Source organism: Streptomyces sp. NPDC004732 (assembly GCF_040609235.1).
Classification (GTDB): domain Bacteria; phylum Actinomycetota; class Actinomycetes; order Streptomycetales; family Streptomycetaceae; genus Streptomyces.
On sequence record NZ_JBEXJR010000005.1, the window covers coordinates 354,657 to 380,369 of the forward strand.

21 protein-coding genes and 1 pseudogene are annotated in these 25,713 nt (G+C 71.9%); 12 read left to right on the plus strand and 10 right to left on the minus strand.

Translation table 11 applies throughout. The features are described from left to right. Window positions 1-110: 110 nt before the first annotated feature. From ABZV77_RS17065 to ABZV77_RS17080, 4 genes are all read left to right on the plus strand, one after another. Complete coding sequence (locus ABZV77_RS17065; RefSeq protein ID WP_055569791.1) at window positions 111-614, plus strand: ATP-binding protein; 504 nt, start codon at window positions 111-113, stop codon at window positions 612-614. Between the two features lie 381 nt (window positions 615-995). Beyond that, window positions 996-1,784 (plus strand): polysaccharide deacetylase family protein, encoded by a 789-nt coding sequence (locus ABZV77_RS17070; RefSeq protein ID WP_356256803.1) that lies wholly within the window; start codon window positions 996-998, stop codon window positions 1,782-1,784. Next, the gene (locus ABZV77_RS17075; protein ID WP_356256806.1) at window positions 1,784-2,968 is read left to right on the plus strand and encodes a YncE family protein; all 1,185 of its coding nucleotides are present in this window, start codon (window positions 1,784-1,786) and stop codon (window positions 2,966-2,968) included. The genes ABZV77_RS17070 and ABZV77_RS17075 overlap by 1 nt, the downstream gene beginning before the upstream one ends. Window positions 2,969-3,058: 90 nt before the next feature. Further along, entirely contained in the window at window positions 3,059-3,613 is a 555-nt protein-coding gene (locus tag ABZV77_RS17080) for a glycoside hydrolase family 25 protein (RefSeq protein WP_356256809.1), read from the plus strand. Between the two features lie 4 nt (window positions 3,614-3,617). On the opposite strand, the gene ABZV77_RS17085 is transcribed toward ABZV77_RS17080, so the two are convergent. Both ABZV77_RS17085 and ABZV77_RS17090 read right to left on the minus strand, forming a co-directional pair. Then, window positions 3,618-4,103, minus strand: coding sequence for an ABA4-like family protein (locus tag ABZV77_RS17085; RefSeq protein WP_356256812.1), 486 nt, complete (start codon window positions 4,101-4,103; stop codon window positions 3,618-3,620). Further along, window positions 4,100-5,023: a hypothetical protein gene (locus ABZV77_RS17090; RefSeq protein WP_356257630.1), complete on the minus strand. Its 924-nt coding sequence runs from the start codon at window positions 5,021-5,023 to the stop codon at window positions 4,100-4,102. Before ABZV77_RS17090 ends, ABZV77_RS17085 begins: the two co-directional genes overlap by 4 nt. Window positions 5,024-5,230: 207 nt before the next feature. Between ABZV77_RS17090 and ABZV77_RS17095 the strand changes: the two genes are divergently transcribed. Beyond that, window positions 5,231-5,881, plus strand: coding sequence for a MerR family transcriptional regulator (locus ABZV77_RS17095; protein ID WP_356256814.1), 651 nt, complete (start codon window positions 5,231-5,233; stop codon window positions 5,879-5,881). Window positions 5,882-5,973: 92 nt separating this feature from the next. On the opposite strand, the gene ABZV77_RS17100 is transcribed toward ABZV77_RS17095, so the two are convergent. Then, window positions 5,974-6,633: an NAD(P)-binding domain-containing protein gene (locus ABZV77_RS17100; protein ID WP_356256817.1), complete on the minus strand. Its 660-nt coding sequence runs from the start codon at window positions 6,631-6,633 to the stop codon at window positions 5,974-5,976. A gap of 231 nt (window positions 6,634-6,864) precedes the next feature. On the opposite strand from ABZV77_RS17100, the gene bla reads away from it, so the two are divergent. After that, window positions 6,865-7,857, plus strand: a complete 993-nt coding sequence (gene bla, locus ABZV77_RS17105; RefSeq protein ID WP_356256819.1) for a class A beta-lactamase — start codon at window positions 6,865-6,867, stop codon at window positions 7,855-7,857. A gap of 39 nt (window positions 7,858-7,896) precedes the next feature. Here bla and ABZV77_RS17110 read toward each other — a convergent pair whose 3' ends face one another. Beyond that, window positions 7,897-8,958, minus strand: a complete 1,062-nt coding sequence (locus ABZV77_RS17110) for an aldo/keto reductase (protein ID WP_356256821.1) — start codon at window positions 8,956-8,958, stop codon at window positions 7,897-7,899. A gap of 120 nt (window positions 8,959-9,078) precedes the next feature. Here ABZV77_RS17110 and ABZV77_RS17115 point away from each other — a divergent pair, with 120 nt between their 5' ends. After that, window positions 9,079-9,909: a helix-turn-helix transcriptional regulator gene (locus tag ABZV77_RS17115; protein WP_356256823.1), complete on the plus strand. Its 831-nt coding sequence runs from the start codon at window positions 9,079-9,081 to the stop codon at window positions 9,907-9,909. 34 nt (window positions 9,910-9,943) lie between these two features. Here the strand turns inward: ABZV77_RS17115 and ABZV77_RS17120 are convergent, their stop codons facing one another. Both ABZV77_RS17120 and ABZV77_RS17125 read right to left on the minus strand, forming a co-directional pair. Beyond that, window positions 9,944-10,363 (minus strand): Dabb family protein, encoded by a 420-nt coding sequence (locus tag ABZV77_RS17120; protein ID WP_356256825.1) that lies wholly within the window; start codon window positions 10,361-10,363, stop codon window positions 9,944-9,946. Further along, complete coding sequence (locus ABZV77_RS17125; protein WP_356256828.1) at window positions 10,360-11,040, minus strand: TetR/AcrR family transcriptional regulator; 681 nt, start codon at window positions 11,038-11,040, stop codon at window positions 10,360-10,362. The genes ABZV77_RS17120 and ABZV77_RS17125 overlap by 4 nt, the downstream gene beginning before the upstream one ends. Before the next feature lie 263 nt (window positions 11,041-11,303). Here ABZV77_RS17125 and ABZV77_RS17130 point away from each other — a divergent pair, with 263 nt between their 5' ends. After that, window positions 11,304-11,879 (plus strand): DUF1062 domain-containing protein, encoded by a 576-nt coding sequence (locus ABZV77_RS17130; protein WP_356256831.1) that lies wholly within the window; start codon window positions 11,304-11,306, stop codon window positions 11,877-11,879. Window positions 11,880-11,921: 42 nt separating this feature from the next. On the opposite strand, the gene ABZV77_RS17135 is transcribed toward ABZV77_RS17130, so the two are convergent. Beyond that, entirely contained in the window at window positions 11,922-12,653 is a 732-nt protein-coding gene (locus ABZV77_RS17135) for an FCD domain-containing protein (protein ID WP_356256833.1), read from the minus strand. A 340-nt stretch (window positions 12,654-12,993) separates the two neighbouring features. On the opposite strand from ABZV77_RS17135, the gene leuA reads away from it, so the two are divergent. After that, the gene (gene leuA, locus ABZV77_RS17140; RefSeq protein WP_356257632.1) at window positions 12,994-14,727 is read left to right on the plus strand and encodes a 2-isopropylmalate synthase; all 1,734 of its coding nucleotides are present in this window, start codon (window positions 12,994-12,996) and stop codon (window positions 14,725-14,727) included. A 119-nt stretch (window positions 14,728-14,846) separates the two neighbouring features. Then, the gene (locus ABZV77_RS17145) at window positions 14,847-15,602 is read left to right on the plus strand and encodes an ATP-binding cassette domain-containing protein (protein WP_356257635.1); all 756 of its coding nucleotides are present in this window, start codon (window positions 14,847-14,849) and stop codon (window positions 15,600-15,602) included. Window positions 15,603-15,674: 72 nt separating this feature from the next. Here ABZV77_RS17145 and ABZV77_RS17150 read toward each other — a convergent pair whose 3' ends face one another. After that, a complete protein-coding gene (locus ABZV77_RS17150; protein ID WP_356256836.1) occupies window positions 15,675-15,887 on the minus strand; it encodes an EF-hand domain-containing protein in 213 nt (70 codons plus the stop codon). Between the two features lie 275 nt (window positions 15,888-16,162). On the opposite strand from ABZV77_RS17150, the gene ABZV77_RS17155 reads away from it, so the two are divergent. Further along, window positions 16,163-19,414, plus strand: a complete 3,252-nt coding sequence (locus ABZV77_RS17155; protein ID WP_356256839.1) for an AAA family ATPase — start codon at window positions 16,163-16,165, stop codon at window positions 19,412-19,414. Between the two features lie 255 nt (window positions 19,415-19,669). On the opposite strand, the gene ABZV77_RS17160 is transcribed toward ABZV77_RS17155, so the two are convergent. Next, window positions 19,670-21,982: a hypothetical protein gene (locus ABZV77_RS17160; RefSeq protein WP_356256842.1), complete on the minus strand. Its 2,313-nt coding sequence runs from the start codon at window positions 21,980-21,982 to the stop codon at window positions 19,670-19,672. Window positions 21,983-22,236: 254 nt separating this feature from the next. Here ABZV77_RS17160 and ABZV77_RS17165 point away from each other — a divergent pair, with 254 nt between their 5' ends. Next, window positions 22,237-23,820: an alpha/beta hydrolase gene (locus tag ABZV77_RS17165; protein ID WP_356256845.1), complete on the plus strand. Its 1,584-nt coding sequence runs from the start codon at window positions 22,237-22,239 to the stop codon at window positions 23,818-23,820. Window positions 23,821-23,882: 62 nt separating this feature from the next. Here ABZV77_RS17165 and ABZV77_RS17170 read toward each other — a convergent pair. Next, window positions 23,883-25,643, minus strand: a pseudogene (locus tag ABZV77_RS17170) (glycosyl hydrolase family 28-related protein); the annotation flags it as partial. Window positions 25,644-25,713: the final 70 nt, after the last annotated feature.

The window sequence follows — 25,713 nt, forward strand, 5'->3', positions numbered from 1 at the left end:
CTTAACTGCCACCGGCATATGCCAAAGAGGTCCCCCGGAATGGTTGATTCCGGGGGACCTAATCCGCCGGAACGGCCACAGGGAGCGCTCTGGGCGGCCATGATGGGGGCATGGCGGGGCTGGAGGGTGACGAACGGCCGCGGCGGCACGGCAGTGCGACCGCGGCGCGCTGGTCGCCGGCGGTTGAGGACGAACATGCGCTGAAGGCGCTCGAGTTGTTCGGCAATCCCACGGACGCGGAGGTTCCGCTGCCGTCGCGCCCGGAGTCCGCCGCCATCGCGCGCCGCCTCGCCCAGGTCGTCGTCCTGCGCCACTGGGGACTCTCCCCGAAGCTCACCGAGGACGTCGTCCTCCTCGTCTCCGAACTCGTCGGGAACGCCGTGCGGCACACCGGTGCCCGCGTCTTCGGCCTGCGCATGCAGCGGCGGCGCGGCTGGATCCGGGTGGAGGTCCGCGATCCGTCGCGCGGACTGCCCTGTCTGCTGCCCGTCGGTGAGATGGACCTGAGCGGCCGCGGCCTCTTCCTCGTCGACAAGCTGTCCGACCGCTGGGGCGTCGACCTGCTGCCGCGCGGCAAGACGACGTGGTTCGAGATGCGGGCCGCCGACCGCTGATCCTGGATACGCGAAAGCCCCCGGCGGCCGTGGTCGGCGCGAAGGGGGCCTTCGTGAAGCGCCGTGGATGTTGGGGTGTGATCCACAGCCGCTGATGACGACCTGGGCCCGGGTCAATGGGGGTCGTGTTCCCGACTATGGCAGACGGGCGCGACTGATCCAAAAGCCTCTATCCGTCCATACGCGGGCAAACCGTGACAGTTTAGAGGTGAATCCTTGGTGAGATGGGACACCTGCCTGGTAAACGCTGGCTAAGCGGAGGCTGTGACAGGCGATAAGCAAGGGGCGAGGGCGTGATCCCGGACCCCGGACCGCCGACCCGTGGCGGCGCCAAAGCAGGCAATCAGCATCTTTTCCATGTTTACCCCATTAAATGGTCGGGTGATCGAGACCGACCGCCGCAGAGTCCTGCGCGCGGGCGCCGGACTGGTCGCCGCGGGCGCACTCACCACCGGGTGCGCCGCCACCGGCCCCGCCGCCCCCGCACACGACCGCCCGCCCGCCGCCACGACCCCCCGCCCGGCCCGGCCCGCCCCGGCCGCCGCCCCCGCACCCCGCCGCTTCCCCGGCCAGCCCGCCCAGATCACCCACGGCCCCCGCACCCGCCCCCAGGTCGCCCTCACCTTCCACGGCCAGGGCGACCCGGCGACCGCGAAGGCCCTGCTCGCCCAGGCGGAGAAGGCAGGAGCCCACGTCACCGTGCTCGCGGTCGGCAGCTGGCTCGACGACCATCCCGACCTGGCGCGCCGCATCCTCGACGGCGGCCACGACCTGGGCAACCACACCCATCACCACCTCGACATCAACGCCATGTCCGAGGCCGACGCCTACGCCGAGATCACCGGCTGCGCGGACCGCCTGCGCCGCCTCACCGGCTCCGTCGGCACCTGGTTCCGCCCCTCGCGCACCCCGACGGCGAGCCCCCTCGTCGAGCGGCTCGCCCGCCGCGCGGGCTACCCGCACGTCCTCTCGTACGACGTCGACTCCCTCGACTTCACGTCGCCGGGCGCCTCGGCCGTCACCCGCACCGTCACCGGTGAGATCCGCGCGGGATCCGTCGTGAGCCTGCACTTCGGGTACGCGGACACGGTCGCCGCGCTGCCCGCCGTCCTGACCGAACTGGAACGCCGCGGCCTGCGCGCGGTCACGACCACGGAGCTGCTGACCTGATGTCCCTGAACCTCAACCTCACCCGGCGCACCGCGGCCGTCCTCGCCGCCGGTGCGGCCCTGGCCGTCCTCGCGGGCTGCGGCTCCGACGAGCGCGCCAACGAAGCGCTCGGCACCGAAGGCGTCCGCAAGCCCGCCAAGCCGAAGGCGGCACCCGGCCTGCCCGGCATGCCGCCCGTCCTCGACCCCAAGGACGTCTACGCCGCCGACCGGCCCAACGCCCTCCAGCCCGTGGCCAAGAAGTTCCTGCCGCGGGTGTACGTCCCCAACACCGGCTCCAACACGGTGTCGGTCATCGATCCCAAGAAGTTCGAGGTCATCGAGACCATCAAGGTCGGCAACCAGCCGCAGCACGTCGTCCCCTCCTGGGACATGAAGACCCTCTGGGTCAACAACGACCTCGGCGACAGCCTCACCGCCATCGACCCCGTCACCGGCAGGACCGGCCGGACCGTCGAGGTGTCCGACCCGTACAACCTCTACTTCACGCCGAACGGCAAGCACGCCATCGTGATGGCCTCCATGGACCGCGAACTCGTCTTCCGCGACCCGAAGACCATGAACCGCGTCAAGACCGTCCCGGTCACCTGCGCGGGCGTCAATCACGCCGACTTCTCCATGGACGGCCGCTACTTCATCGTGTCCTGCGAGTTCTCCGGCGAACTCCTCAAGGTCGACACGGAGAAGATGGAGGTCGTCGGCCAGCAGAAGATCCCCTTCAAGGGCGCGATGCCGCAGGACGTGAAGATGTCCCCCGACGGCAAGACCTTCTACATCGCCGACATGATGGCGCACGGCATGTGGGTCCTGGACGGGAAGAAGTTCACGACACCGAAGCTGCTGCCCACCGGCAAGGGCTGCCACGGCCTGTACGTCAGCCGTGACTCCAAGGAGATGTACATCTCCAACCGCGGCGAGGGCACCATCTCCGTCTTCGACTTCCCGAAGAACAAGCTCACCAAGAAGTGGAAGCTCCCGCAGGGCGGCAGCCCCGACATGGGCGGCGTCTCGGCGGACGGCAACACCCTCTGGCTTTCCGGACGTTACGACTCCGAGGTCTATGCCATCGACACCCGGACCGGAGTGCAGCTGGCTCGCATCCCGGTCGGCAACGGTCCGCACGGCCTCGCGGTCTATCCGCAGCCGGGCCGGTATTCGCTCGGGCACACCGGGATCTTCCGTTGAACGATTGATGGTTGACGGTTGGCCACGGCCGACAGCGGGCACCAGACGGGCAGTTCAGATACCTGCCTTCCGCCCACTCTGGAGGCGCCCGTGATCCGTGGCATCGATGTCAGCTCGCACCAGTCGAACTTCGACACGGACGGCCTCTCCTTCGTCTTCATAAAGGCGACGGAGGGCCGTTCGTACATCAACCCGAAACTGTCCGCCCAGACGAAGCGCGCCCGCGACGGCGGCTGCGTGGTCGGCTTCTACCATTTCCTGTGGCCGGGCAACATCAAGGCACAGGCGGAGTATTTCGTGAGCAAGGCGCCCGAAAAGGCGGGTGACTTGCTGGCGGCGGACTGGGAGTGGACGGGGGAGCACACGGCCGCGTCGAATGCGGAGAAGGACCGGTTCATTCGTGAGGTAAAGCGACTGAGGCCCTCGCACCGGGTCATGTTGTACGCGAATCGAGATTTCTGGTTGAACCGTGATGACACGTCCTACGCGGGCGATGGACTGTGGATCGCCGATTACGTGACGCCGGGCAAGCCGCGCATCCAGGCGAAGTGGAAGATCCACCAGCACACGTCGACACCGCTGGACAAGAACGTGGCCGCCTTCGCGAGCGAGAACGCGCTGCGGGAGTGGGCGACGTCCGCTTGACCGCTCACCCCAGGCCCGCACGGCGGTTCCTCGCGGAGCCGCCGTGCGGGTGGGGAGGCGCTGCGCGTGCGTACCGGCCGTCGATGGCCGCCCGCAGCGCGAGGAAGATCAGCAGTGCGAACGGTGAGAGCAGGATCGTGAGGACCAGCAGTGGTCCCATCACCAGGGGGTGCAGGCCGAGGCGCCGTGCCTCGTGGAACATCCACTGACCAAGCAGCAGGTCCCAGGCGATGACCTGTGCCCAGATCGCCCCCGCCCCGCTCGCGCTCGCCGTCAGCTCGCGGAACCCGTCGAGGTCGGGGCTCCTGACGGCGGCCCACAGCTCGGGCAGGACGGGGATCGCCAGTGCGAGGTAGACGGCCAGGACGGGCGCGACCGTCAGGGGTGACGCGGCGATGCGGACGGTCGGGCCCCACTTCGGGGCGAAGATCATGAGGAACCAGACGGGGGCGGCCAGGAGGAAGGCGAGGTCGAAGAGGAATCCGGTCATGCGGCGGGCTCGACTCCCTTGTGGAGAACGGGAGTTGGGTCGTCGGGGGGTGGGGCGGCCGGAGTGTGGGGGAGGCGCTGCGCCCAGTACGTCGACGCCGTCGTGGCGCAGGCGATCAGGGCCGCGGCCGTCAGCGTCACGCCGTCCGGGCGGTGCAGGGGCTGGCCGCGCAGTGCCTGCCAGGTGAGCAGGGCGAAGAGCGCGGCGTACGCACCCGACGCGACCAGGACGAGCCGCAGCCGTACGCGTCCGTCGGCGAAGCGGGCACAACGCGGCGCGAGTGCCGTCAGCGCCATCAGGAGCAGCGGCAGGAGCTGCAGGGCGTGCATGCCGAAGAAGTGCGGGATCCGCAGGTCGCCGCCGGTCGTCGACCAGCCGGTCAGCGGCATGCCGGGCCCGCCGTCCGGCACGCCCACGCTGTGCGCGCCGACCACCGGCGACTCGCCGCGCACCTGGCCGGGCGCGGGCTGCGTCATGAGGAAGCCGACCGCGGCCCCGGCGAGCGCGAGAGCGACGCCGCAGCGCATCGCCCACGCGGAGGCGCGGTCGGCGATCCTGGCGCGCAGCAGCAGGATCGCGATGGCGAGGGTCGCGAGCCAGAGGATGACGACGGTCACGGCCATCACGTTGAACAGCACCTCGTCGAACGGGGTTTGGTGGTTGAAGTGGCTGCGCTTCCCACGGACCACCTGCCCGGTGATGACCAGCATCTCGACGACCCCCGTCGCGGCGACGACCGTGCCCGCCCACCATCCGGCGCGGCGCCCGCGGTCCATCAGGGAGAGCAGCCAGGCGAGCGAGAGCGAGTACGCGATGAAGGAGACCGAGAACTTGAACGGCTTGGACCAGATGCGTGCGCCGACGAGGACCCGGTCGTCGACGACGAGCCCCGCGGCGGAGACGGCGGTCAGGGCGACCATCGTCGCGGAGAACAGCACCAGTGGCCGGTGCCAGGTGCGCCATAAGGGCGTAGGGGACATGAGGGTGCTCCTCAACGCAGGAATGGATAGCGGTGCTATCCGCTATCTGATAGCGCCACTATCTATGATGGGAGCGGTGGATGGCAAGGACGGGACCGGCCGACGGGGCCGGTGAGGGCGAGTGAGGAACGGGAGCGTGGACGCGGCGTGCGCATCGGTGAGTTGAGCCGCAGGACCGGCGTGCCGGTGCCGACGATCAAGTACTACGTCCGTGAAGGGCTGCTGCCGCAGGGCGAGTTGAGCAGCCCCAACCAGGCGCAGTACGGCGAGGAACACGAACGGCGCCTGCGCCTGATCCGGGCGCTCCTGGAGGTCGGCGGCCTGAAGGTCGCGGCGATCGCGGAGGTGCTCGGCGCCGTCGACGACCCGGCGCAGCCGCTGCACAAGGTGCTCGGCGCGGCCGCGAGCCGCCTCGGCGCGGAGGGCGGCGCGGACGACGACGCGGAGGCGGCCGTCGCGCACGCCGCCGTCGAGGAGCTGCTCGCGCGACGCGGCTGGCGGGCCAGCCCGGCGAACACCGCCGCCGAGGACCTCGCGCGGGCGCTGGCCGCCATGGGCAGGGTCGGACACGGCGCGTTCACGGAGCTCCTGGACGAGTACGCCGACGCCGCCGAACTCGTCGCCCGCGCCGACCTCGGCTACGTGGCCCGGCGGGGCGCGGTCGAGGACCTGGTGGAGAGCGTGGTGATCGGCACGGTTCTGGGGGAAGCGGTGTTCAACGCCATGCGGAGGCTCGCGCATGTGGATGCCTCGGCGCGGTTGTACGGGGAGGGCGGGGCGGTCGTCGGGGGGCGGTGAGACGTGGCCGACTCCGGCGGCGCGGATGCGCTGGGGGAGTCGGCCACGTTCTAGGGCCTGTTAGGTGCTCAGGTGCCCGGGTGCCCGGGTGCTCAGGCGCGCCAGTCCGCCGTACGCTCCCGGGACGCCGCGTCCAGCGCCTTGCGGATCTCGTCCGTCCCACCGGTGTTGCCGTACACGGGAGTTCCGGGCTGCTGGCGCCAAGAGTCGTCCTGGCCGCCGTTGTCCACGGTGTCAAAGCCGAGCTCGTCGATCAGGTCGCGCACGGTCTTCTTGGCGGCCTCGTCGTCGCCGGACACGGGCAGGGCGACGCGGCCCGCGGCGCCCTTCGGCAGGGGCTTGTCGAGGATGTCCTGGGCGTACGTGCCGTTGAAGGCCTTGATGACGGGGTGGCCGATCTGCCGCTCCGTCCAGCGGCTCTCCGTCAGGCCGTCCTCGATCTCGGCGATCTTTCCGTCGCGCTGCTGCGGGTAGTAGTTGCCGGTGTCGATGACGGCGACGTCCTCCGCCGCGCCGTCGAGGAAGCCCGCGGGCAGGCCGGGGACGGCCTTGAGCGGGATGGTCACGACGACGACCTCCGCACCGAGCGCGGCCTCCGCGACGGTGACGGGCTTCGCGCCGGTCTCCTCGGCGAGGGCGGTCAGGGTGTGCGGACCGCGCGAGTTCGCGACGGAGACGTCGTGGCCGAGGGTGGTGAGGCGGCGGGTGAGGTTGCCGCCGATGTTGCCCGCGCCGATGATGCCGATCTTCATGACTGACTGCCCTTCCGGTGTTCCGCTGTCTTAACGGAGGCAACCTCCGGAACGGCGGGGATATTCCGGCCCCAGACCTCGCGAGCGCAGGTGACCCGTTCGGCATCATGGACATGGCCATGGTCATCGCCATGTCCATGGCCTGGTCGCCGGTCAGTAACGTATGTGCGGCCAGCGGCGAGGAGCCGGACGGCGGCGACGCATCCATCGAGTGAAAGCGAGCAGGGGTCGATGAGCATCGAGCAGTCCGGTCCGCCCCGCCGCGCCCTCCTGATGGCCGCGGCGCTCCTGCCGCTCGCCGCGTGCGGCACGGACGACCGGCCCGGCTCCGGGCGCTCCGCCACACGCTCCGCCCCGGACCCTGCGCCGGACAGCTCACGCCCCGCTTCCCGCCTCGCCCCCCGTTTCGCCGCGCTGGAGCGGAAGCACGGCGGCCGCCTCGGCGTCCACGCCCTGGCGACCGGCACCGGAGCCACCCTCACCCACCGCGCGGACGAACGCTTCGCGTTCTGTTCCACCTTCAAGACGCTCGCCGCGGCGGCCGTCCTGCATCACCGTCCGCTCGGTCACCTGGACAAGCGCGTCACCTACACCGCCGCCGACGTCGACTCCATCTCGCCCGTCACCGAGAAACACATCGCGACCGGCATGACGCTCCGGGAGCTGTGCGACGCCGCCATCCGGTACAGCGACGGCACCGCGGGCAACCTGCTGATGCGTGAGATCGGCGGCCCGGCGCGGTTGACCGCCTACCTGCGGGGACTCGGGGACAGGACCAGCCGCATGGACCACTACGAGCCCGAACTGAACGACGTACGCCCGAAGGACCCGCGCGACACGACCACGCCTCGGGCCGTCGCCGCCGACTACCGCGCTCTCGTCCTCGGCGATGCGCTGCCCGCCGAGAAGCGCGCTCTCCTGGAGGACTGGCTCCTGCGCAACGCCACGGAGGTGGGCGAGCAGAGGATCAGGGCGGGACTCCCCAAGGACAAGGGCCAGGACAAGGGCGAGGACCAGGGCAAGGGCAAGAACCAGGGATGGCGGGTGGCGGACAAGACCGGCACGGGCAACTGGGGCCGGGCCAACGACATCGCCGTGGTCTGGCCCCCGGACGCCGATCCCCTCGTACTGGCCGTCATGACGGACCGCCCGGGCCGCGACGCGCCACCCGTGAACGCCTTCATCGCGGAGGCCACGGAACTGGTCGTCGCCGAGCTGACCTAGACGGCTCCCGCCGGTAGAGCCTCGGCGCCCGAACGGGTCTCAGCGGCGCGGCTCGATCTTCAACTCGCCGCTGTTGAACGTGCGGCCCCTGTCACTGGCAAGGAGGTCGTGCGGGTAGCCCAGCCCGATCGCGCTGGCCTCTTCGAGGCGGGCCAACTGGGAGCCGGTGAATTCGACTTCCAGGGCGCCCAGATTGTCCTCCAGTTGCGCGGGGGTGCGGGCTCCGATGATCGGTGCCGTCACGCCCGGGTTTTGCAGGGGCCACGCCAGCCCGACCTGGCCGGGGGTCCTGCCCTGCTCCGCGGCGATTTCCTGCACGACGTCCGCGATGGCGAGGTTGCGCTCGGTGAGCGCGCCGTTGGCCCTGTTGAACTCCTTGCGGGTGCCGTCGGTGTCGGCCTGCGTCGCGGTCAGGTCGTCGCGGCTGTACTTGCCGGTGAGCAGCCCGCCGGCCAGTGGTGAGAACGGGACCACGCCCAGTCCCATCTCGCGTGCCATGGGGAACAGGTCACGCTCCCCGGTACGTTCGATCAGGTTGTACTCGGCCTGCAGCGCGACTAGCGGTGACCAGCCACGCAGATCGGCGATCGCCTGCATGCGGGAGACCTGCCAGGCCGGGGTGTTGCAGATCCCCACGTACAGGACCTTGCCCTGCCGGACCAGATCGTCCATGGCGCGCAGGAACTCCTCGACCGGCGTCGTGAAATCCCAGACGTGCAGGTAGAGCAGGTCGAGATAGTCGGTGTTCAGCCTGCGCAGACTGTCCTCCACCGAGCCGAACAGGGCCTTGCGGTGATTTCCCCCGGAATTCGGATCGCCGGGCCTGCGCAGCGTCGAGAACTTCGTCGCCAGCACCAGGCTTTCGCGGCTGCCGCGGGTGAACTCGCCAAGGAGCCGCTCGGAGCTGCCGTTGGTGTAGGTGCTTGCGGTATCGATGAAGTTGCCACCGCGCTCGACGTAGAGGTCGAACAGCTTGCGCGCCTCGTCCCGCTCGGCGCCCCAGCCCCACTCGGTGCCGAAGGTCGCCGCGCCCAGCGCCAGCGGTGAGACCCGCAGCCCGGAGCGGCCCAGCAGCCGGTAGGTGTCCAGAGTGAGCGACATCGTGTCCTCCTGTGCTTGTGATCCGTTGCCGGAACCAAGCCTGTGGCTGCCACGAGCCGGGAGTAAGGGAGAGAAGTTCCTGGGAAAGCCGGTCCTACCCTGGCAGTAGCATCGAACGCGATGACCAGCACCGTGGACACCACACAGGAGCTTGCCGCCTTCCTGCGGACCCGGCGCGAGCGCCTGGATCCGCAGGATTTCGGTCTGGCTGCGCGCCGGAAGCCCCGGCGGACCCCGGGACTGCGCCGCGAAGAGGTCGCCGAACTGGCCGGGGTCAGCATCGACTACGTCGTGCGCCTCGAACAGGGCCGCGGGCTGCGGCCCTCGGCGGACGTCGTGGAGGCGCTGTCCCGAGCGCTGCGCCTGACCCCCGACGAACGCACCTACCTCTTCGACCTGGCCCGGCAACGCCCCCGCAACATCGGCAAGTCCGCCACCACCGCGCCGCCCCAGCTGGCCCGGCTGGTCGCCGACCTGTCGCCGTTGCCCGCGATGCTGATGAACCACCGCTACGACATCCTGGCCTGGAACGGCGAAATAGCGCGTCTGCTCCTGGATTTCGACACGCTGCCCCCGTCGCAGCGCAATGCGATGTGGCTGTGCCTGATGCATCCGGGGATGCGCGACTTCTACGTCGACCGCGAACGGGTCGTACGGGAGGGGGTCGCCCACCTGCGTGCCGCGTGGGCCGCGCATCCCGAGGACCAGGAGCTGGCCGACCGCATCACCGAATTCACCCTCCGTGACGAGGAGTTCGCGCACTTCTGGGGAGAGCGGGACGTCAAGGTCAACGGCCGCGGGCACAAGGTGCTACGGCATCCCGACGCCGGGGTGCTCTCCGTACAGTTCGAAACGCTCATGCCACTTCAGGATCCGGACCAGCTGCTGGTGATCTACCGCGCCGCGGACGACGAGAGCCAGTCGGCACTGGACCGGTTGCGCCCACGGTGATGCCGCGGAGCCTGTTCGTCCGCCGTGCGCTCGGTCAGCCGGAGTTGGTGGGGGTCGGCGCGCCGCTGCCGGTGTAGGAGGGGAGGTCGGCCACCAGCTTGGTGAGGGCCGGGTCGCCTGCGTAGCGTCGCGTATGCAGGTCGGCGATCTTCTGGGCTATGCCGGGGTCGTCGCTGTCGGTGGTGTCGTAGGAGACGAAGGACTCCAGCAGCGGCAGACCGATCCGGTCGGTGTGGGCGTGTGAGGGCGCCATCAGGTACTCCCAGTAGCCGTCGAGGTCCTCGATGACGAAGACGGCGCCGTACTCGAACTCGCCGCCGATGTCTCTGCCGACGACGTACTGTGCGACCGCATCGATCGACTCGCCCTGGTTGCGCAGGCTGGCGAGGGCCTCCTCGCGCCGTTCGGCGGTGGCGGTCGTCTTGAAGGTGAAGCGGTTGTGGTGGTAGATCATTTCTCTCCCTCGGTGGTCTGCGTGCGGATGGAGGTCTGCTGGCGGAGGGTGGTCTGCTGGCGGACTTCGGGATTCGCGGTCGCGGATGACCAGTAGTCGAGCAGTGCGGTGACTCCCTGGTCGGCGAGGCGCAGGGCGCGGTCGAAGCCGATGTCGTCGATCGATCCGATGCACGCGAGGCCGTGCAGCGTGCCCCACAGCAGGTCGCAGGCGTCCTCGACACGGGCAGGCTCTGCCGCGGTCTCTGGTGCGGTCTCGGCCGCCCACGCGCCGATGAGCTGCCTGGTGAAGGTGATCACGTCGGCTGCGGCGGCGCGGCGGGTGGAGGCATCGACGTCCGTGCCCGGTGCGCCCGACATGAGCTGGTACAGGCCGGGCCGTGACCGGGCGAACTCCAGGTACGCGGCCGCCGCCAAGTGAGGCCCCTGTGCGGCCGGTTGACCGGCCACCGCGGCCCGCATCCGCTCCGCCAACTCGCCGTTGACCCGCTCCAGCAGTGTGTGCAGTACGGCGTCCTTGCTCGGGAAGTGCTGGTAGATCACCGGTGCGCTGTAGCCGATCTCGGCGGCGATCCGTCGGATGGTCACCGCCCGCCAGCCCTCGGCCTCGGCCATCCGGCCCGCTGTCTCCAGGATCTCGGCGAACGTCCGCTGACGTACCTCTTCCCGCTTCCCCACCATGAACCCCTAACGGCGTTAGAAAAGCTAACGCCGTTAGTGTTCTGCGTGTTCCCGAACCTGTCAAGAAGTGAGGCGGCGGGCGAAAACCAGTGGAGCGGCGCCGGTGGCCGCCATTACCGTGCTGCCGAACCACATCGCCGAGGCGAGGACGTGCCGTTGTACACCGTGTGAGACACCCCGAGCGCTGATCTGTCGCGCGTCGCGCCTGCGCGCCGCGCTGCCTTTTGCTGCGGTCTTCTCACTGAAACCGGTGTACCTCTGTGCTCACCCATTGGGTCGTCATGCCCACACGCCTGCCGCTCGTTCTCCGCCGTTGCCACGCCTGCGCGTCCGAGCGCTTCCGGGCCGACGGAAAATTTCGCGTCAACGCACACCACAAACTCATCGACGCCTGGCTCCTCGCGCTCTGCACCGCTTGCGGGGAGACCACGAAGCTCACGGTCTTCGAACGGCGGAACGTCCGCTCCGTACGACCCGAGCTGCTGGACCGCCTGCACGCCAACGACCCCACTCTGGCTGCCGAGTTGCTGCAGGATCCGGTCCTGCGGCGACGTAATCGCGTAGCCGTCGACTGGGGCGGCGCCTGGCGCCTCGACACCGGCGGTTCGGGTCACCTCGACCGCGACGCCATCGACGCCTTCGACGCCACCGATGTCATCGACGTCTCGGTCCGCTTCGCGGCACGGATCCCGGTCCGGCCGGTGCGGCTGATCGCCGAGGGCTGCGGCCTTTCGCGGGCCGGGGTCGAGCGGCTGATCGAGGAGGGGAAGGCCGTCTCGGCGATCCGGCTGAACGGCAAGGTCTCCGGCGACTTCACCTTCATGCTCAAGCGCTGACCGTTCTCGGCGTTCTGCTCTGCCGCGGAGGATGTCGGCCCGCTACGACGAGCGGGTCGGCACCTTCCGCGCCGAATCGGCAGGGTCGCGGGAGAGCAACAGGCGCAGTGTCGACTGGAGTTCGGCCTGCGCCACCCGCGCCGCCTCCTCGGAGTCCTTGGCTTCGACGGCCCGCACCAGATCGGCGTGGGCCCGGTCGCCGTGGTTCGCCTCCTCGGCGCGTACGTCGGTCAGTTCGAGGAGGCTGATCAGACCCTCGCGCAGGGCGGGGGCGAACTCCGCGAAGAGGTCGGTCAGTACGGGGTTGCGGGCCGCCGCCACGACCGCCGCGTGCAGCGTGATGTCGGCGTCGACGAACGCCGCGTCCCCCTCCGCCGCCACGGCCCTGCGCCCCTCCAGCGCCGCCCGCATCGCCGTGATGTCCTCGTCGGTGCGGCGCAGGGCGGCGAGCCTCGCGGCCTGCACCTCGACGAGCATCCGCACCTCGTACACATCGGCGACCGCCGCTCGCCGCAGCCGGGTCGGCCAGTCCTCGACGGCCTCCGTCGCGATGACGAAGACGCCGGAGCCCTGCCGCGGCTGCACGAGGCCCGCGCCGGTCAGGGCGCGGAGGGCCTCGCGGACCGTGGACCGGCCGATGCCGAGTTCCTTGGCGAGGGTCGTCTCGCCGGGCAGCTTGGTGCCGACGGGCCAGGTGCCGCCGGTGATCTGCTCGCGCAGTCGGCTGGCGGCCTGTTCGACGAGGGGGCTGGGGCGTACGGAGTCGAGCGGCATGGTGGGCCTTACGTGTCTGAGGAGTACTCGTCTGAGGGGTACTCGTCCGAGGAGTACTCGTCTGAGGGGTACTCGTCCGAGGAGTACTCGTCTGATGAGTGCTGCCTCTCGACCACTTGTCTGAGGAGTACTTGTCTGAGGACCTGAGGTGTGGCTAGTGTAGCGCCATGATCTTCCGCGGGCTCCTTCTTCTCGGCTGCCGCGGCGGGGCCTGAAGCGACCGGCACCCCGCCGCGGGTGCCGTGCTGCCGGTCTTCCGACCGAGTTCAGGAGCAGAGCCCCCGTGACACGCGCCGCAACCACTCCCACCTACGACTGGAATCAGCAGCGACCCAGTCCCATGCCCCACCACCGCTACCGCCCCTACCAGCAGCGCGTGGAGATCGGCGTCCCCGTCCCCGCCCCCGCCCCCACGCGGAGCTGGCCCGGTGCCCGGATCGAGCGGGCGCCCCTGTGGGTGCCCGTCGATCTGCGGGACGGGAACCAGGCGCTCGCCGAGCCCATGGACACCGAGCGCAAGCGGCGCTTCTTCGACCTCCTCGTGTCCATGGGGTTCAAGGAGATCGAGGTCGGCTATCCGTCGGCGAGCAGGACGGACTTCGAGTTCGTACGCCATCTCGCGGAGCGTGCCGCGCGCGGTGAGCTGCCCGACGATGTGACCGTCGTCGTGTTCACGCCCGCCAGGACCGAGCTGATCGACCGCACCTTCGAGTCGATCGAGGGCCTGCCCCGCGCCGTCGTGCACCTCTACATCCCCACCTCGCCCGTCTGGCGCGACGTCGTCCTCGGCCGGTCGAGGAGCGAGGTGTACGGCGTGGCCGCGGAGGCCGCCGTGCACATGGCGCGGCTCGCCGACGCGCGGCCGCACGCCGACATCCGCTTCCAGTTCGCGCCGGAGACCTTCAACCTCACCGAGCCCGACTACGTGCTCGAAGTCTGCGACGGACTGACCGAGTTGTGGGACGCGAGCCCCGACCGGCCCGTCACGCACAACCTGCCCGCGACCGTCGAGATCGCCACCCCGAACGTGTACGCCGACCAGATCGAGTACATGCACCGGCACCTGGCGCGCCGTGACTCCGTCATCCTCTCCGTCCACCCCCACAACGACCGCGGCACCGGCGTCGCCTGCGCCGAGCTCGCCGTTCTGGCGGGTGCCCAGCGTGTCGAGGGCTGTCTGTTCGGCAACGGCGAGCGGACCGGCAACGTCGACCTGGTGACCCTCGCCCTGAACCTGTACGCGCAGGGCGTCGACCCCATGGTCGACTTCTCCGACATCGACGCCGTCCGCGAGGTCGTCGAGCACTGCAACCGGCTGCCCGTGCACCCCCGCCACCCCTACGCGGGCGACCTCGTGCACACCGCGTTCTCCGGCACCCACCAGGACGCCATCAGCAAGGGGTTCGCGCACCATGCGCGCCGGGCCGCCGAGCTGGGGGTGCCGGAGCGCGAGGCGCCGTGGGACGTTCCGTATCTGCCCATCGACCCCGCCGACATCGGCCGCACCTACGAGGCCGTCATCCGCGTCAACTCCCAGTCGGGCAAGGGCGGCATGGCGTACCTGCTGCAGACCCGGCACGGCCTCGACCTGCCGCAGGCCATGCGCCCCGACTTCTCCCGCGTCGTACAGGAGGCCACCGACGACAGCGGGCAGGAGGCGACGGCGAAGGAGCTGTACGAACTGTTCCGCGCGACGTACGTCGCTCCCGGGCAGGACGGCGAGGTGGCGCTGAGCTCCTGGACCACCGACCGGGCCCCGGACGGCGCGCACCGTTTCGTCTGCACGCTCCAAGTGGGCGAGCGGGCAGGGGACTTCGAGGGTGCGGGCAATGGGCCGCTGTCCGCCTTCGTCGACGCGCTGGCCGCCGCCGGGATCACCGTCGGCATCCTCGACTACGCCGAGCACGCCGTGCCGGAGGGCGGCGGCAGCGAGGCCGAGGCCGCGGCCGTCGCGTACGTGAGGTGCCGGGTCGGCGATGTCGAGCGCTGGGGCGCGGGCCTGGACACGTCCGTCCTGACCGCATCCGTGCAGGCCGTCCTCGCCGCCGTGAACCGCGCGGGGGCCGGACAGTGACCGAGAAAGTGACCGAGAAAGTGACCGAGAAAGTGACCGAGGAAGCGACGGGGGAAGTGACCGAGGAAGCGACCGCGGCAGGGCCGCCGCCCCCGATCCTCCACGCCGACGACGTCACCGTGGTCCGCGACGGACGCCCCATCCTCGAAGAGGTCAGCCTCACCGTCCGCCCCGGCGAGCACTGGGCGCTGCTCGGCGCGAACGGCGCGGGCAAGTCGACGCTGCTCAGCCTCTGCGGCGCCGTCACCCACCCCACGCACGGCACGGTCGAGGTGCTCGGCCGCCGTCTGGGCAGCGTCGACCTGCGCGAGCTGCGGGCGTACGTCGGGCACGTGAACCCGCGCCACCCGCTGCGTTCGCCGCTGCCCGTCCGCGAGGTTGTCCTCACCGGTCTCACCAACAGCGTCGAACCGGTGCCGCGCCGTTGCCCCACGCCCGAGCAGGAGGAGCGGGCCGACCACCTGATCGGACTGCTCGGCCTCGCGCACCGGGCCGACGCGCGGTGGCCCACGCTGTCCCAGGGCGAGCGCGGCCGCACGCTGATCGCGCGCTCGCTGATGCCGAGTCCGCGCCTGGTCCTGCTCGACGAGCCTGCCACCGGGCTCGATCTCGCCGGGCGCGAGCGTCTCCTCGACAGCCTGGACACCCTGCGCGCGGCCCACCCGGAGCTCGCGACGGTTCTGGTCACGCACCACTTGGAGGAGCTGCCCGCCGGTACGACGCACGCGCTGCTCCTGCGCGACGGACGCCTGCTGGCCTCCGGTGCGGTCGGCGACGTACTGACGAGCGACCGGATCAGCAAGTGCTTCGACCACCCCGTGCACCTGGCGCGCACGGACGGCAGGTGGAGCGTGCGCGCCCGCCGCCGGGCCTGAGCACACGGCCCCGGGCCGGAATACGGGAGAAGGGCCCGGCGCACCTGGTGTGCCGGGCCCTTCCCGCGTCGACTACTTGTTCAGGCTCGCCCAGAACTCGTCGAAGGAGAGACGCTTGTCCGCGTTGCTGTCCTTCGCGGCGATCACGGCCTCGGCCACCGCCTCGGTCTGGTAGAAGTCGCCCATCCTGGCCATGGCGCTCTTCCACTCCGCCGCCGTGATGAAGCCGTCGCCGTCCGCGTCGAACTGCTCGAACGTCTTGCGCGCTTCCTCGATGTCCGCCACCGGATCCACCCCTTCTTGGTGCACTACTGACGGGGGTTAGGGTAACGGCCGTTCCGGGACCGGCTGACAAGGCGTACGCCCATGGCCAGCGCTTCCGCCGTGCCCGGGAGATCCGGCCGGTGGCGGGGGCGGAGGTTCCGTTCCTCGCGGGCGTCGTGTCCGAACCGAGATCTTCTTCCGTTTCTTGTGCGCGAACTGAGATCCGGGGCCGCGTCGCGCGCGGGACCGGTGCGGTACAACGTCACCGAGGGGGCCACGAGCCTCCATGTGGGGACGTGGGTACGTGGGGACGGGACGTGGTGGAGATGGCCGGAGGCCCGGCGGGGCAGACGCAGCGGGCGCCGTTCGTGGGCAGGGCCGCTGAACTCGGCCGCCTCGAAGCGCTCCTGGAGAACATGGGTGCGGACGTCGACACCGTCCCAGCCCCAGACACCGTCCCAGCCTCAGACACCGCCCCAGCCCCAGCCCCGGTCCCAGCCCTCGCCACCGTCATCGACGTCGTCGGGGACCCGGGGATCGGCAAGACCAGGCTGCTCGCCGAGTTCGGGGCGCTGGCCCGGGCCCGGGGCGTGACCGTGCTGCGGGGGAGGGCTTCGGAGAGGGTGCGGGAGCATCCGCTGCGGCCGTTCACCGACGCCTTCACCGAGCTGGACCCGCGTGCACGGAGCGCGTTCCCCTCGCTGGCCGGGCTGCCCGCGGCCGTGCGGGGCGACGGGACCGCGGACGCCGCCGGGGACCTCTTCGGCCTGTGCCGGGACACCGCGGAGGCGCTCGGCGGTCTGGGCGGGCGGGGCCTCGTCGTCGTCCTCGACGATCTGCACTGGGCGGACGAGACGACCGTCGAGCTCCTCGACCATCTCGTACGTCACCCCGTGCGCGCCCCCTTCCTGCTGGCCGTCGCCCGGCGCGAGCGGCAGTCCTCGTCCGCGCTGTCCGCCGCTCTCCTGCGGGGGCGCGACTCCGGGGCCGTACTGCGGACCGCGCTCGGCCCGCTCGGCAGGCGGGAGCTGGGCGAGCTGGCAGCGGCGGCCGAGGCGGCAGGGATGGCAGGGGCGGCAGGGATGGCAGGGATGGCAGGGGCGGCAGGGGCGGCGGGACCGGCCGAGGCGGGCGACGGGCGGCTCGTCGCCGGTTCGCCGCGCGAGCGGGCCGCGGAGCTGTACGAGGCGAGCGAGGGAAACCCGCTGTACTTCCTCGCCCTCCTCCGTGGCGACCACGCGGTGCCGCTCCTCGACGAGCTCGCGTCGCTGACCCCGCTGGAGCGCGCCGCCGTGGAGGCCGTCGCGGTGCTGGGCGAGCACGCGAACACCGACCTGATCGCCGCCGTCACCGGAGCCGACCGGGGTGAACTCATCACGGCGCTGCGCGAGTTGCTCCACCGAGACCTGCTCAGGCCGGACCGGCGGGCCCGGTGCCTCGCCCCTCGCCACCCGCTCCTGCGCGCCCGGCTGCGCGACGCCGTCGACCCCTGGCGCCGCCACGAGCTGCACCGCGCGGCCGCCGCCGAACTCACCAGGACCGGCGCACCCCTCGCCGACCGCGCCCACCACGTCGAGGAGTCCCTGTCCCGCTGGGACCCCAAGGCGGCCGCGATCCTCACGGAGGCCGCCGAGCAGGCGGCCGCCACCGCCCCCGCGGTCTGCGCCCGGCTCCTCGGCGCCGTCCTCCGCGTCCTGCCCGAAACGCCCGAACACTGCGACACCCGAAGTGAGTTGATGCTCAGGCGGGCGACCGCACTCGGCATGACCGGTGCCGTCAAGGAGAGCAGGGACCTCCTCCACCGGCTGATCGCGGCACACCGCCCCGACCCGGCGGGCGGGGACGCGCTGCGCACGTCCGCCGTCGTGCAGTGCGCCTTCATGGAGCGTCACCTGGGGCGGTACGCGGCGGCGGGCGCCCTGCTCCGCCGCGAACTCGACCGGCGGCCGGGACCGGCGCCCGCCCAGCGCACCGGCCTCGTCGTCGAGTGGGGCGCCCGCGCCCTGTTCGCCAACCGCTACCCCGAAGTGCGCGACGAGCTGGCGCAGGCCCTGGCCGACGCCCGGGAGCGCGGCGACGAGCTCGGTGTCGCGGAGGTCCTGACGCTGTCCGCGCTGGGGGAGGCGTACGAGGGGGAGATCGCCACGGCACGCGGGCACGCCGCCGAGGCTGCCGCGCTCACCGACGCGACGACCGACGCCGACCTCGCGGGACAGTGCGAGTCCCTGGTGCGCCTTGCGTGGAGCGAGGTGTTCCTCGACGACTGCGCCGCCGCGCTGCGCCACGCCGAACGCGGCGTCGACATATCCCGGCGCACCGGCCGCCCCTTCGCGCTGTCGCAGCTGCTGCTCATCGGCGCGTACGCCCGCCTCACGACGGGACGCGTGGCCGAGGCCCTGGAGTGGGCCGACGAGTCCGTGGCGGTCGCGGGTGCCCTCGGCGGTCGTGAGCTCCTCGGCTTCAGCCGCGGCGTCCGCGCCATGATCCTGATGCAGGCGCGCCCGGCGGGCGACCCGGACGTGCTGGCCGCGGCCGAGGAGGCGGCTGCCACGGTGGGGACGGTGGACGGCTGGTGGGCGACGGTGTCCCGGTGCCTGCTCGCGTACGCGGCCCTGGGCGCCGGTGACCCGTACCGCGTGCGGGACGTCCTGCTGGACGCGGGTGGCGACTGCGATCTTTCCCGGGTGCAGCCCTCGATGCGGCCCAACTTCTTCGAGCTGCTCGTCGCGTCGGCGCTGGCCACCGGGGACGTCATGGACGCGGAGCACTGGGCGGCCCGCGCGCTCGCCGACGCGGACCGGCTCGGCCTGCCCGTCCAGCGGGGCGCGGCGCTGCGCAGCGCCGGTCTTGTCGCGGCGCGGCGCGGCGAACAGGCTGCCGCGGCACGGGCGTTCACCGAGGCGGCGCGCGAGTGCGCGCGGGTCGGGGCGGTGCTGCGGGAGGCGCAGAGCCTGCTGCTCGGGGCGCCCTTCGTGGCCGCCACGGGGGACGGCGCCCGAGCCGCCGCGATGGCTCGCCGGGGGCGCCGCCTCGCCGAGACGGGCGGGGCGCGCCTGCTCCTCGACGTGGCGGCCCGGGCGGCCCGGTCGGACAGGGGACGGCGGGACCAAGGCGGTGCCGGCCAGGAGTACGCGGGGCGGCGCCGGAGGGAAGAGGGCCGGGCGGGCGGAGGCTCCGTCGGCCAGTGGCCCTCCTCCGCGCGGCCCGGCACGCCGACGACCCGGCCACCCGCTCCGCTCGCGGCCCCCGCGCCACACCTCCCGACGCCCGCCTCGACCGCGCCGGGTTCGCCGGCACCGGCGGACCCGTTCGTATCCCTGACGCCGCGTGAGCGTGAGATCTCCTGGCTGGTCGCCGAGGGGCTCACCAACCAGGCCGTGGCCGAACGGCTCTGCCTCAGCACGCGCACGGTCGAGAGCCATGTCGGCCGCATCTACCGCAAGACGGGCGTGGCCTCACGCGCCGCCCTGGCCTCGCTGGTGACGCGCTGTGCCGCCGGACCTGGACCTGGACCCGGGCCCGGACCCGTTCAGTCCTCGTGCGAGTGAGGGCCGGGAGCAGGGGCGTCGGGTTTCCGTAGCGGGGCGGGACCGCCCGCCCCGGCGAGGGCCGCCAACGTGCCGTCGTGATCGGGGCGTTCGCGCACGGCGGTGCTCAGGCGTCGGGCCCGGTCAGTCCTCGTGCGGGTGAGGGTCGGGGCCCGGGGCGGGAGCGTCGGGTTTCCGTAGCGGGGCGGGGCCGTCCGCCCCTGGCGAGGGCCGCCAGCGTGCCGTCGGCATCCGGGCGTTTGCCCACGGCGGTGCTCAGGTGTCGGGCCCGGTCAGTCCTCGTGTGGCTGAGGGGCGGGAGCGTCGGGCTTCCGCAGCGGGGCGCGGGCCGTGCGGCGCAGGGCTGCCCGCCCCGGCGAGGAGGTCGCATTCCTCGGCGAGGGTCGACAACGTGCCGTCGGGATCGGGGCGTTCCCGCACGGAGGCGCTCAGGCGCCGGGCCCGGTCCGCCGCCTCCTCGCGGCGTCCGAGCACGAACGCCAGGCGTGCGGCGAGGAGTTCGACGGGGTGCAGGTCCGCGAGGCCGGGGCCGCCGCAGGCCCGCAATGCCTCGATGGCACGTTCCGCGTGCCCGAGGGCGGTCTCGAAGGCGCGTACGTTGGCGGCGTACTGCTCATGGGTGCCCCGCTCGGCGAGCGGCGGCCCGTCGGCGTGCTCCATCGCCAGGCGGCCCAACTGGACGTGCGTGCGGCCCAGTTCGACCCACAGTTCCGTGCGCTCCGGGTCCTGTTCCGCCTCCTCGGCGCGGCGCCGGTTGGTGGCGAGGGCCTCGGCCATGACCGCATCGGCCGCGGCCGGTCCCTCCGCGGCCAGGGTCTCCCAGGCCCGCGCCCGCAGCGTGCGGACCAGGGCGCCGTGCTCGCCGAGGACGCGCCACAGCTCCTCGGCCCGTTCGTAGGCGCGTGCGGCCTCCGCGCGCAGTCCGGCCAGGCTCAGCGCCTGCGCGGCCTGCTGGGTGAGGGACGCCTCGTACGGCCCGTCGGAGGAGTCTCGCGCGAGGTCGGCGGCGAGGATGAACTGCTCGGCCGCCAGGCGGGGTTCCTCCAGCCGGAGGTAGCTGCGGGCGAGCCAGGTGTGGGCCTGTGTGCGGTCGTCGGCTTCGTGGGCGTCCCCGAGGTCGGGCAGTACGCCCTCCAGGACGGCCGCGGCGTCCTCGTGGCGGCCCGCCTCGCAGTAGAGCCCGCCGAGCCGCAGCCGGGCCAGCGCGCCGAGGTGCGGGCTCCCGCCGGGCAGCTCGGCGAAGCGTGCGGCGTCGATCAGGAGCCGTTCCGCCTGCGGGCCGGTCCCGTCGTCGGAGGGGGGCAGGGACTGGGCGAGGGCCAGGCACAGGCGGGCCCGTTCGGGCGGCGAGAGCCGGTCGACGGCCGCAAAGCGTGACGCTCCGTCAAGGGGGCTTGGCCGCAGGGGAGTCGGTGGCGTCAGCGGTGCCTCGTACGGCCTTGTCCCCAACGGCAGTTCGTCGACGAGGGGCTGTGCGGCCATGCGTGCTCGGGCGCGGTCGGAGACCGCCGTGGTGCCGTTGCGCCGGTCGAAGCGGTCCGCCAGGTCCAGGGTCGTGTCCCGGGCGTGGTCGAGGAGGGTCGCCGCGGTCCACGTGCCGCCCGGCGGCCCCGGCACCGGGCGCTCGCCGTGGCCCGTCTCCACCAGGCGGCGCATCAGCAGCGCGGCGCTCCCCAGCCACTCCAGGTGGTCGAGCGGGTCGCCCGTCTCGGCCCAGCGTCGGCTCTGCTCGGCGAGGATCCGCAGGCCGCGCGGTTCGTTGCCGGTGAGCGCGCAGAACTCGACGTGCAGCCCGATGGCGGGGCCGAACGCCTCGTCGGAGCGCGCCATCCGGTAGCCGCGCAGATGGTGGGCGCGGGCCTCGGCCGTGCGGTCCTCGCGCACCAGGGGCAGCAGGGACCGGGCGAGGGTCTCGTGCGGCTCGCGGTGGCAGCTGTGGGTGCCGCCGAGGACGGGCTCCCACCCCTCCAGGGCCGCCCGGTCGTCGCCGAGGTCCAGCTGGCGCAGGCCCTGCGTCGCGTACTCGCAGGCGAGGCAGTCGGCCATGTCGTCGCGCGCGGCCGCCGTCCACGCGGAGTACGCGCGGGCGGCGCGGGCCGTGTCGCCCAGATGCCGGGCGAGCCTGAACTCGCTGACATGCACGGCCCGTTCGGAGTACCCCGCGGCGCGGTACCGGCGCCGCATCCGGGTCAGCCACTCCTCGGCCTCGGCGAGCGGGACGTCGGGCTGCTGCCGTGCGTCGGTCACCACCCACTTGAACATCCAGTGCACCCGGCGGACGTCGTCCTCGCCGAAGTCCGCCGGGTGCTCGTCGTACAGGCGCAGCAGCCGTGCGAAGGGCTCGAACGTCCTGGCGCACTCGGCACCGAAGCTGTACGAGTGGACGAGGAGGGTCAGCGCCGCCACGAGCAGCGGGCGGTCGCCGGTGGCGGCGGCCTCGTCGGCCAGCGCTTCGGCGCGGGCCCCGCGCGCCCTGCCGTACGGCTCGGCGTCCAGCCTGTGGATGTCGGCCAGGATCTCGTGGCGGGGGCGGGCGTGGAGGTTCCTGATCGCGCCCTGCGGGCCCATGTGGTGTGTTCCTAGTTCGGGACGGTCCGGGTGAGGTGCGGATGCGGCACGGGGAGCAGGTCACGGCTCCACCATGGCCCTGCACACGCACCATGGATGCGCATACATCCTGGTCCACCCTCTCAAAGCCGGGCGGCCCCCGGCATCCGTAGAACTACGCAATCGGCTACGCAAACCAGCCAGGGAGAGGACGGCCGACATCGGCGGCGGCGGTCGGGCAAGCTGGGTGCGACGCACCGACCCTTGGAGCCCTGTTGAACCGCGCCGGCCTGCAACGACGCCGACCCTTCCGCCTCGGCCCCGCGGCCCTCGCCGCCGTCCTGCTCGCGGGCTGCACGACGGGCGGGGCGGGCGGGGAAGCGGCCGGGAACCGGCGGCCCGAGCTCGAGCGGTTCTACGGGCAGGAGCTCACCTGGAAGGCGTGCGGCGACGGGCTGCGTTGCGCGCGCCTGACCGTTCCGCGGGACTACGTGCACCCGGCGAACGGCAAGACGTTCGTCCTGCCGGTGGTGAAGGCGGCCGCCGACGATCCGGACCGGCGCATCGGCTCGCTCGTCTACAACCCCGGCGGCCCGGGAGCCTCCGGTGTGAGCGACCTGAAGGCGGACGGCGGCGACGCCTTCGGCGACGCGGTGCGCGCCCGCTTCGACATCGTCTCCTTCGACCCGAGGGGCGTCGGGGGCAGCAGCCCGGCGGTGAAGTGCGCGGAGACGGACGACGAGGAGACCGACCAAGAAGAGGAAGAGGGGGACGAGGGCCCCGAGCCGATCACCCCTCGCACCGGCCCCGAACGCGCCCGTGCCCTGGCGGACGCCGACGGAGAGGCGGCCGCCTGTGTGCGGAGCAGCCGCGCCGTCCTGCCGCACGTCGGGACCGAGGACGCCGCCCGTGACATGGACGTCCTGCGCGCGGCCCTCGGCGACCGGAAGCTGACCTACCTCGGCTGGTCGTACGGCACGAGCCTCGGGACGTCGTACGCCGAACAGTTCCCGGACCGCGTCCGCGCCCTCGTCCTGGACGGCGGGGTCGACCCGTCCCTGGACTGGCGGCAGCGCGCGCTGAGCCAGGGCACGGGGTTCCGCAGGGCCGTCGACGACTACGCCGAGTACTGCGCGGACATCGTGGGTGACGACTGCCCCGGCTCGACTCCGGAGGAGATCTCGGAGCTGCTCGAAGACCTGTACGAGCAGACGGCCCGCGAGCCGCTGCCGGTCACGGACGAGGACGCGTACGAGGTGGATTCCCGCACGCTCCTGGATGTCGTGACGGCCGCGATGTACAGCCCGGAGGACGACTGGAAGGACCTGTCGAGCGCGTTGGCCGCGGCGGGGGAGGGGGACGGGACGGAGCTCGCCGCGCTGGCGGAGTCCGACGACCCGGCCACGGCGGGCGCGAGCCGCCGGGCCGCACGCGGCGCCCGCTCGGCGGAGAACGACGACGAGGCCATCGTCGCCGTCAGCTGCCTGGACGTACCGCATCCGCGCACCGCGGGCCCCTACTGGAAGGCGCTCGGCGCCGCCGAGAAGCGTGCGGGTGTCTACGGCACATCGAGCGTCGTCGACGAACTCCCCTGCAAGAACTGGCCCGCTGGCACCGCACGCCCGCACCGCGTCGAGGCCGACGGCGTGCCCCCGGTCCTGGTCGTCGGCACCACGGGCGACCCCGCCACCCCGTACGAGGAGGCGCGGAGCCTGGCCCACCAGCTCCCCGGCGGCATGCTCCTCACGTACGACGGCCTCGGCCACACCGCCTACGGCCGCAGCAACGCCTGCGTCGAGGACGCGGTGGACGACTACCTCATCGGCCTGAAGCGGGTCCGCGCCGACACGACCTGCTGAGGCGGGCCGTGAAAAGCTCCGCCGGGGACCCACGGCCCCCGGCGGAGCTCCGGACGGACGGGCTACTTGGCGGCGCAGCCCTCCTTCACCGCGAACTGGGATCCGGGCTCGACGAGCACGTCGCCGTCGGCCGAGTCCGTGATCGTCACGTTGCAGAGCGCCGCGTTGCCGCGGGCCCCGCCGTGGGCGCGCACGCCCGCGCCGTTGTTGGACTTGGAGATCCTGACGTTGTCGATCTTCACGTCGGGTGTGGCGCCGCCGCCCGACTTGAACTGGATGCCGTCGTACGTCGAGTCGTGGATGTCGGTGTCCCGGATGGTGACGCCCGGGATGTTCTGGCCCTGCGCGAAGAGGGTGATGGCGCCGAACTCCTGCTGCTCGCCCCAGAACGCGCCGCCCGTGCGGTACAGGCCGTTGTTGGCGATCAGCGTCTGCCCGGAGAAGGGCAGCGGGTCGTGGTCGGTGGCGAGCATGATGCCGGGGTAGTTCATCGTGTCGGAGACCAGGTTGTTCTCGATCTTGTTGCCGTAGCCGCCGTAGACCGCGATTCCATTGGCGCGCCAGGGGAGTTGGACGGTGTTGCCCGTGAAGGAGTTGTCGTGGCCGATGTCCGTCGACGGGTCCTTCACGTACTTGTTGGCCCATACGGCGAGGGCGTCGTCCCCGGTGTTGCGGAACGAGGAGTTCGACACGGTGGAGTTGCGCGTGCCGTTGGAGAAGTTCACGCCGTCCGCGTAGGTGTTGCGGATGCGCATGCCGCTGAACTCCAGGCCGTCGCCCGGGTTCCACAGGTCGGGGATGTTGCCGTAGTCGCGGCCGACCCAGGCGGCGACGTTGGCGTGCTCGATCCAGACGTTCTTGATCCTGGTGTTCTTGCCGAAGCGGCCGTTGAGGCCGACCCCGCCCTCCTGGCCGCCGTCCCCGCCGCGGATCGTGCCGGAGCCGAAGATGGCGACGTCGGAGATCTGCGTGTTGTCGTCGATGTCGAAGCCGAAGTTGCCCTCGTGCGGATGGTTGATGCCGCCCGCGTCCTGGGGCGGGGTCAGCGTGTAGAGCTGGGAGTGCCACATGCCCGCGCCGCGGATCGTGACGTCACGGATGCCGACCTGGTTGTACGGGCTGCCCGGGTACTTCGGGTCGACGGTGAGGATCTTCTGCTCCTGGCGCCACCGCCCCGCCGGGATCCACACGCACTCGATCTCGCCCTTCTGGTCGGCGGTGACGGCCGCCTGGATGGCCTTCGTGTCGTCCTCGCCGTCGTCGGGCTTCGCGCCGTACTCGGTGATGGAGGTGCACTCGGCGGGCTTCGCGGCGGGCGGCGCGACCTGTTCCAGGTCGACCAGGTCGACGACGTAGAACGCGGCGTCGTCATCGGCGTCGCGCTGCAGCCGGAACTTGGTGCCCTGTGGATACGAGTCCTTCAGGAGGGCGTGCGACTCGTCGAAGAGCCGTCGCGCGTCGCCGCCCGGCCGGTTGGTCAGACCCTCCGGGTCGTCGGTGCTCCCGTACAGCCAGCTGTGCTTGGAGGACAGCGTCACCTTCTGCACGAACGTGCCGTCGGCGTACAGGCTGAGCGTCTTCTCCTGGCCGCCGCCGCCCGGGGCGTCCGGTATGGAGTTGCGTACGACGATGGAGTTGGTGGCGGTCTTCGAGGTGAACTCGACGTGCTGGCCCGTCGAGTCGAGCCGCACCGACTTGCGGCCCGAGGACTCCGTGGCGAAGTTGGTGTGGCCGAAGGGGCGGGTGGACTCCGCCTCCAGGAGCGTGCCCTCGTACGTTCCGTCCTCCGCCTCGTACTCGGTGTACGGCACGTCCGCGCCGCGCTCCGCCGCGGTGGAGCGCGTGGCACCGGTGGCGCCGTTGGCCGTGGCGGGCACGAGTCCCGCCGTCGCC

Coding starts and splice junctions, on each gene's coding strand:
- ABZV77_RS17100 (WP_356256817.1), bottom strand. CDS start 6,633: ATGAAGATCGGCATCATCGGCGCGGGCAACATCGGCGGCAACCTCACC.
- ABZV77_RS17075 (WP_356256806.1), top strand. CDS start 1,784: ATGTCCCTGAACCTCAACCTCACCCGGCGCACCGCGGCCGTCCTCGCC.
- ABZV77_RS17160 (WP_356256842.1), bottom strand. CDS start 21,982: ATGGGCCCGCAGGGCGCGATCAGGAACCTCCACGCCCGCCCCCGCCAC.
- ABZV77_RS17120 (WP_356256825.1), bottom strand. CDS start 10,363: ATGATCTACCACCACAACCGCTTCACCTTCAAGACGACCGCCACCGCC.
- bla (WP_356256819.1), top strand. CDS start 6,865: ATGAGCATCGAGCAGTCCGGTCCGCCCCGCCGCGCCCTCCTGATGGCC.
- ABZV77_RS17110 (WP_356256821.1), bottom strand. CDS start 8,958: ATGTCGCTCACTCTGGACACCTACCGGCTGCTGGGCCGCTCCGGGCTG.
- ABZV77_RS17065 (WP_055569791.1), top strand. CDS start 111: ATGGCGGGGCTGGAGGGTGACGAACGGCCGCGGCGGCACGGCAGTGCG.
- ABZV77_RS17135 (WP_356256833.1), bottom strand. CDS start 12,653: ATGCCGCTCGACTCCGTACGCCCCAGCCCCCTCGTCGAACAGGCCGCC.
- ABZV77_RS17115 (WP_356256823.1), top strand. CDS start 9,079: ATGACCAGCACCGTGGACACCACACAGGAGCTTGCCGCCTTCCTGCGG.
- leuA (WP_356257632.1), top strand. CDS start 12,994: ATGCCCCACCACCGCTACCGCCCCTACCAGCAGCGCGTGGAGATCGGC.
- ABZV77_RS17090 (WP_356257630.1), bottom strand. CDS start 5,023: ATGGTCGCCCTGACCGCCGTCTCCGCCGCGGGGCTCGTCGTCGACGAC.
- ABZV77_RS17085 (WP_356256812.1), bottom strand. CDS start 4,103: ATGACCGGATTCCTCTTCGACCTCGCCTTCCTCCTGGCCGCCCCCGTC.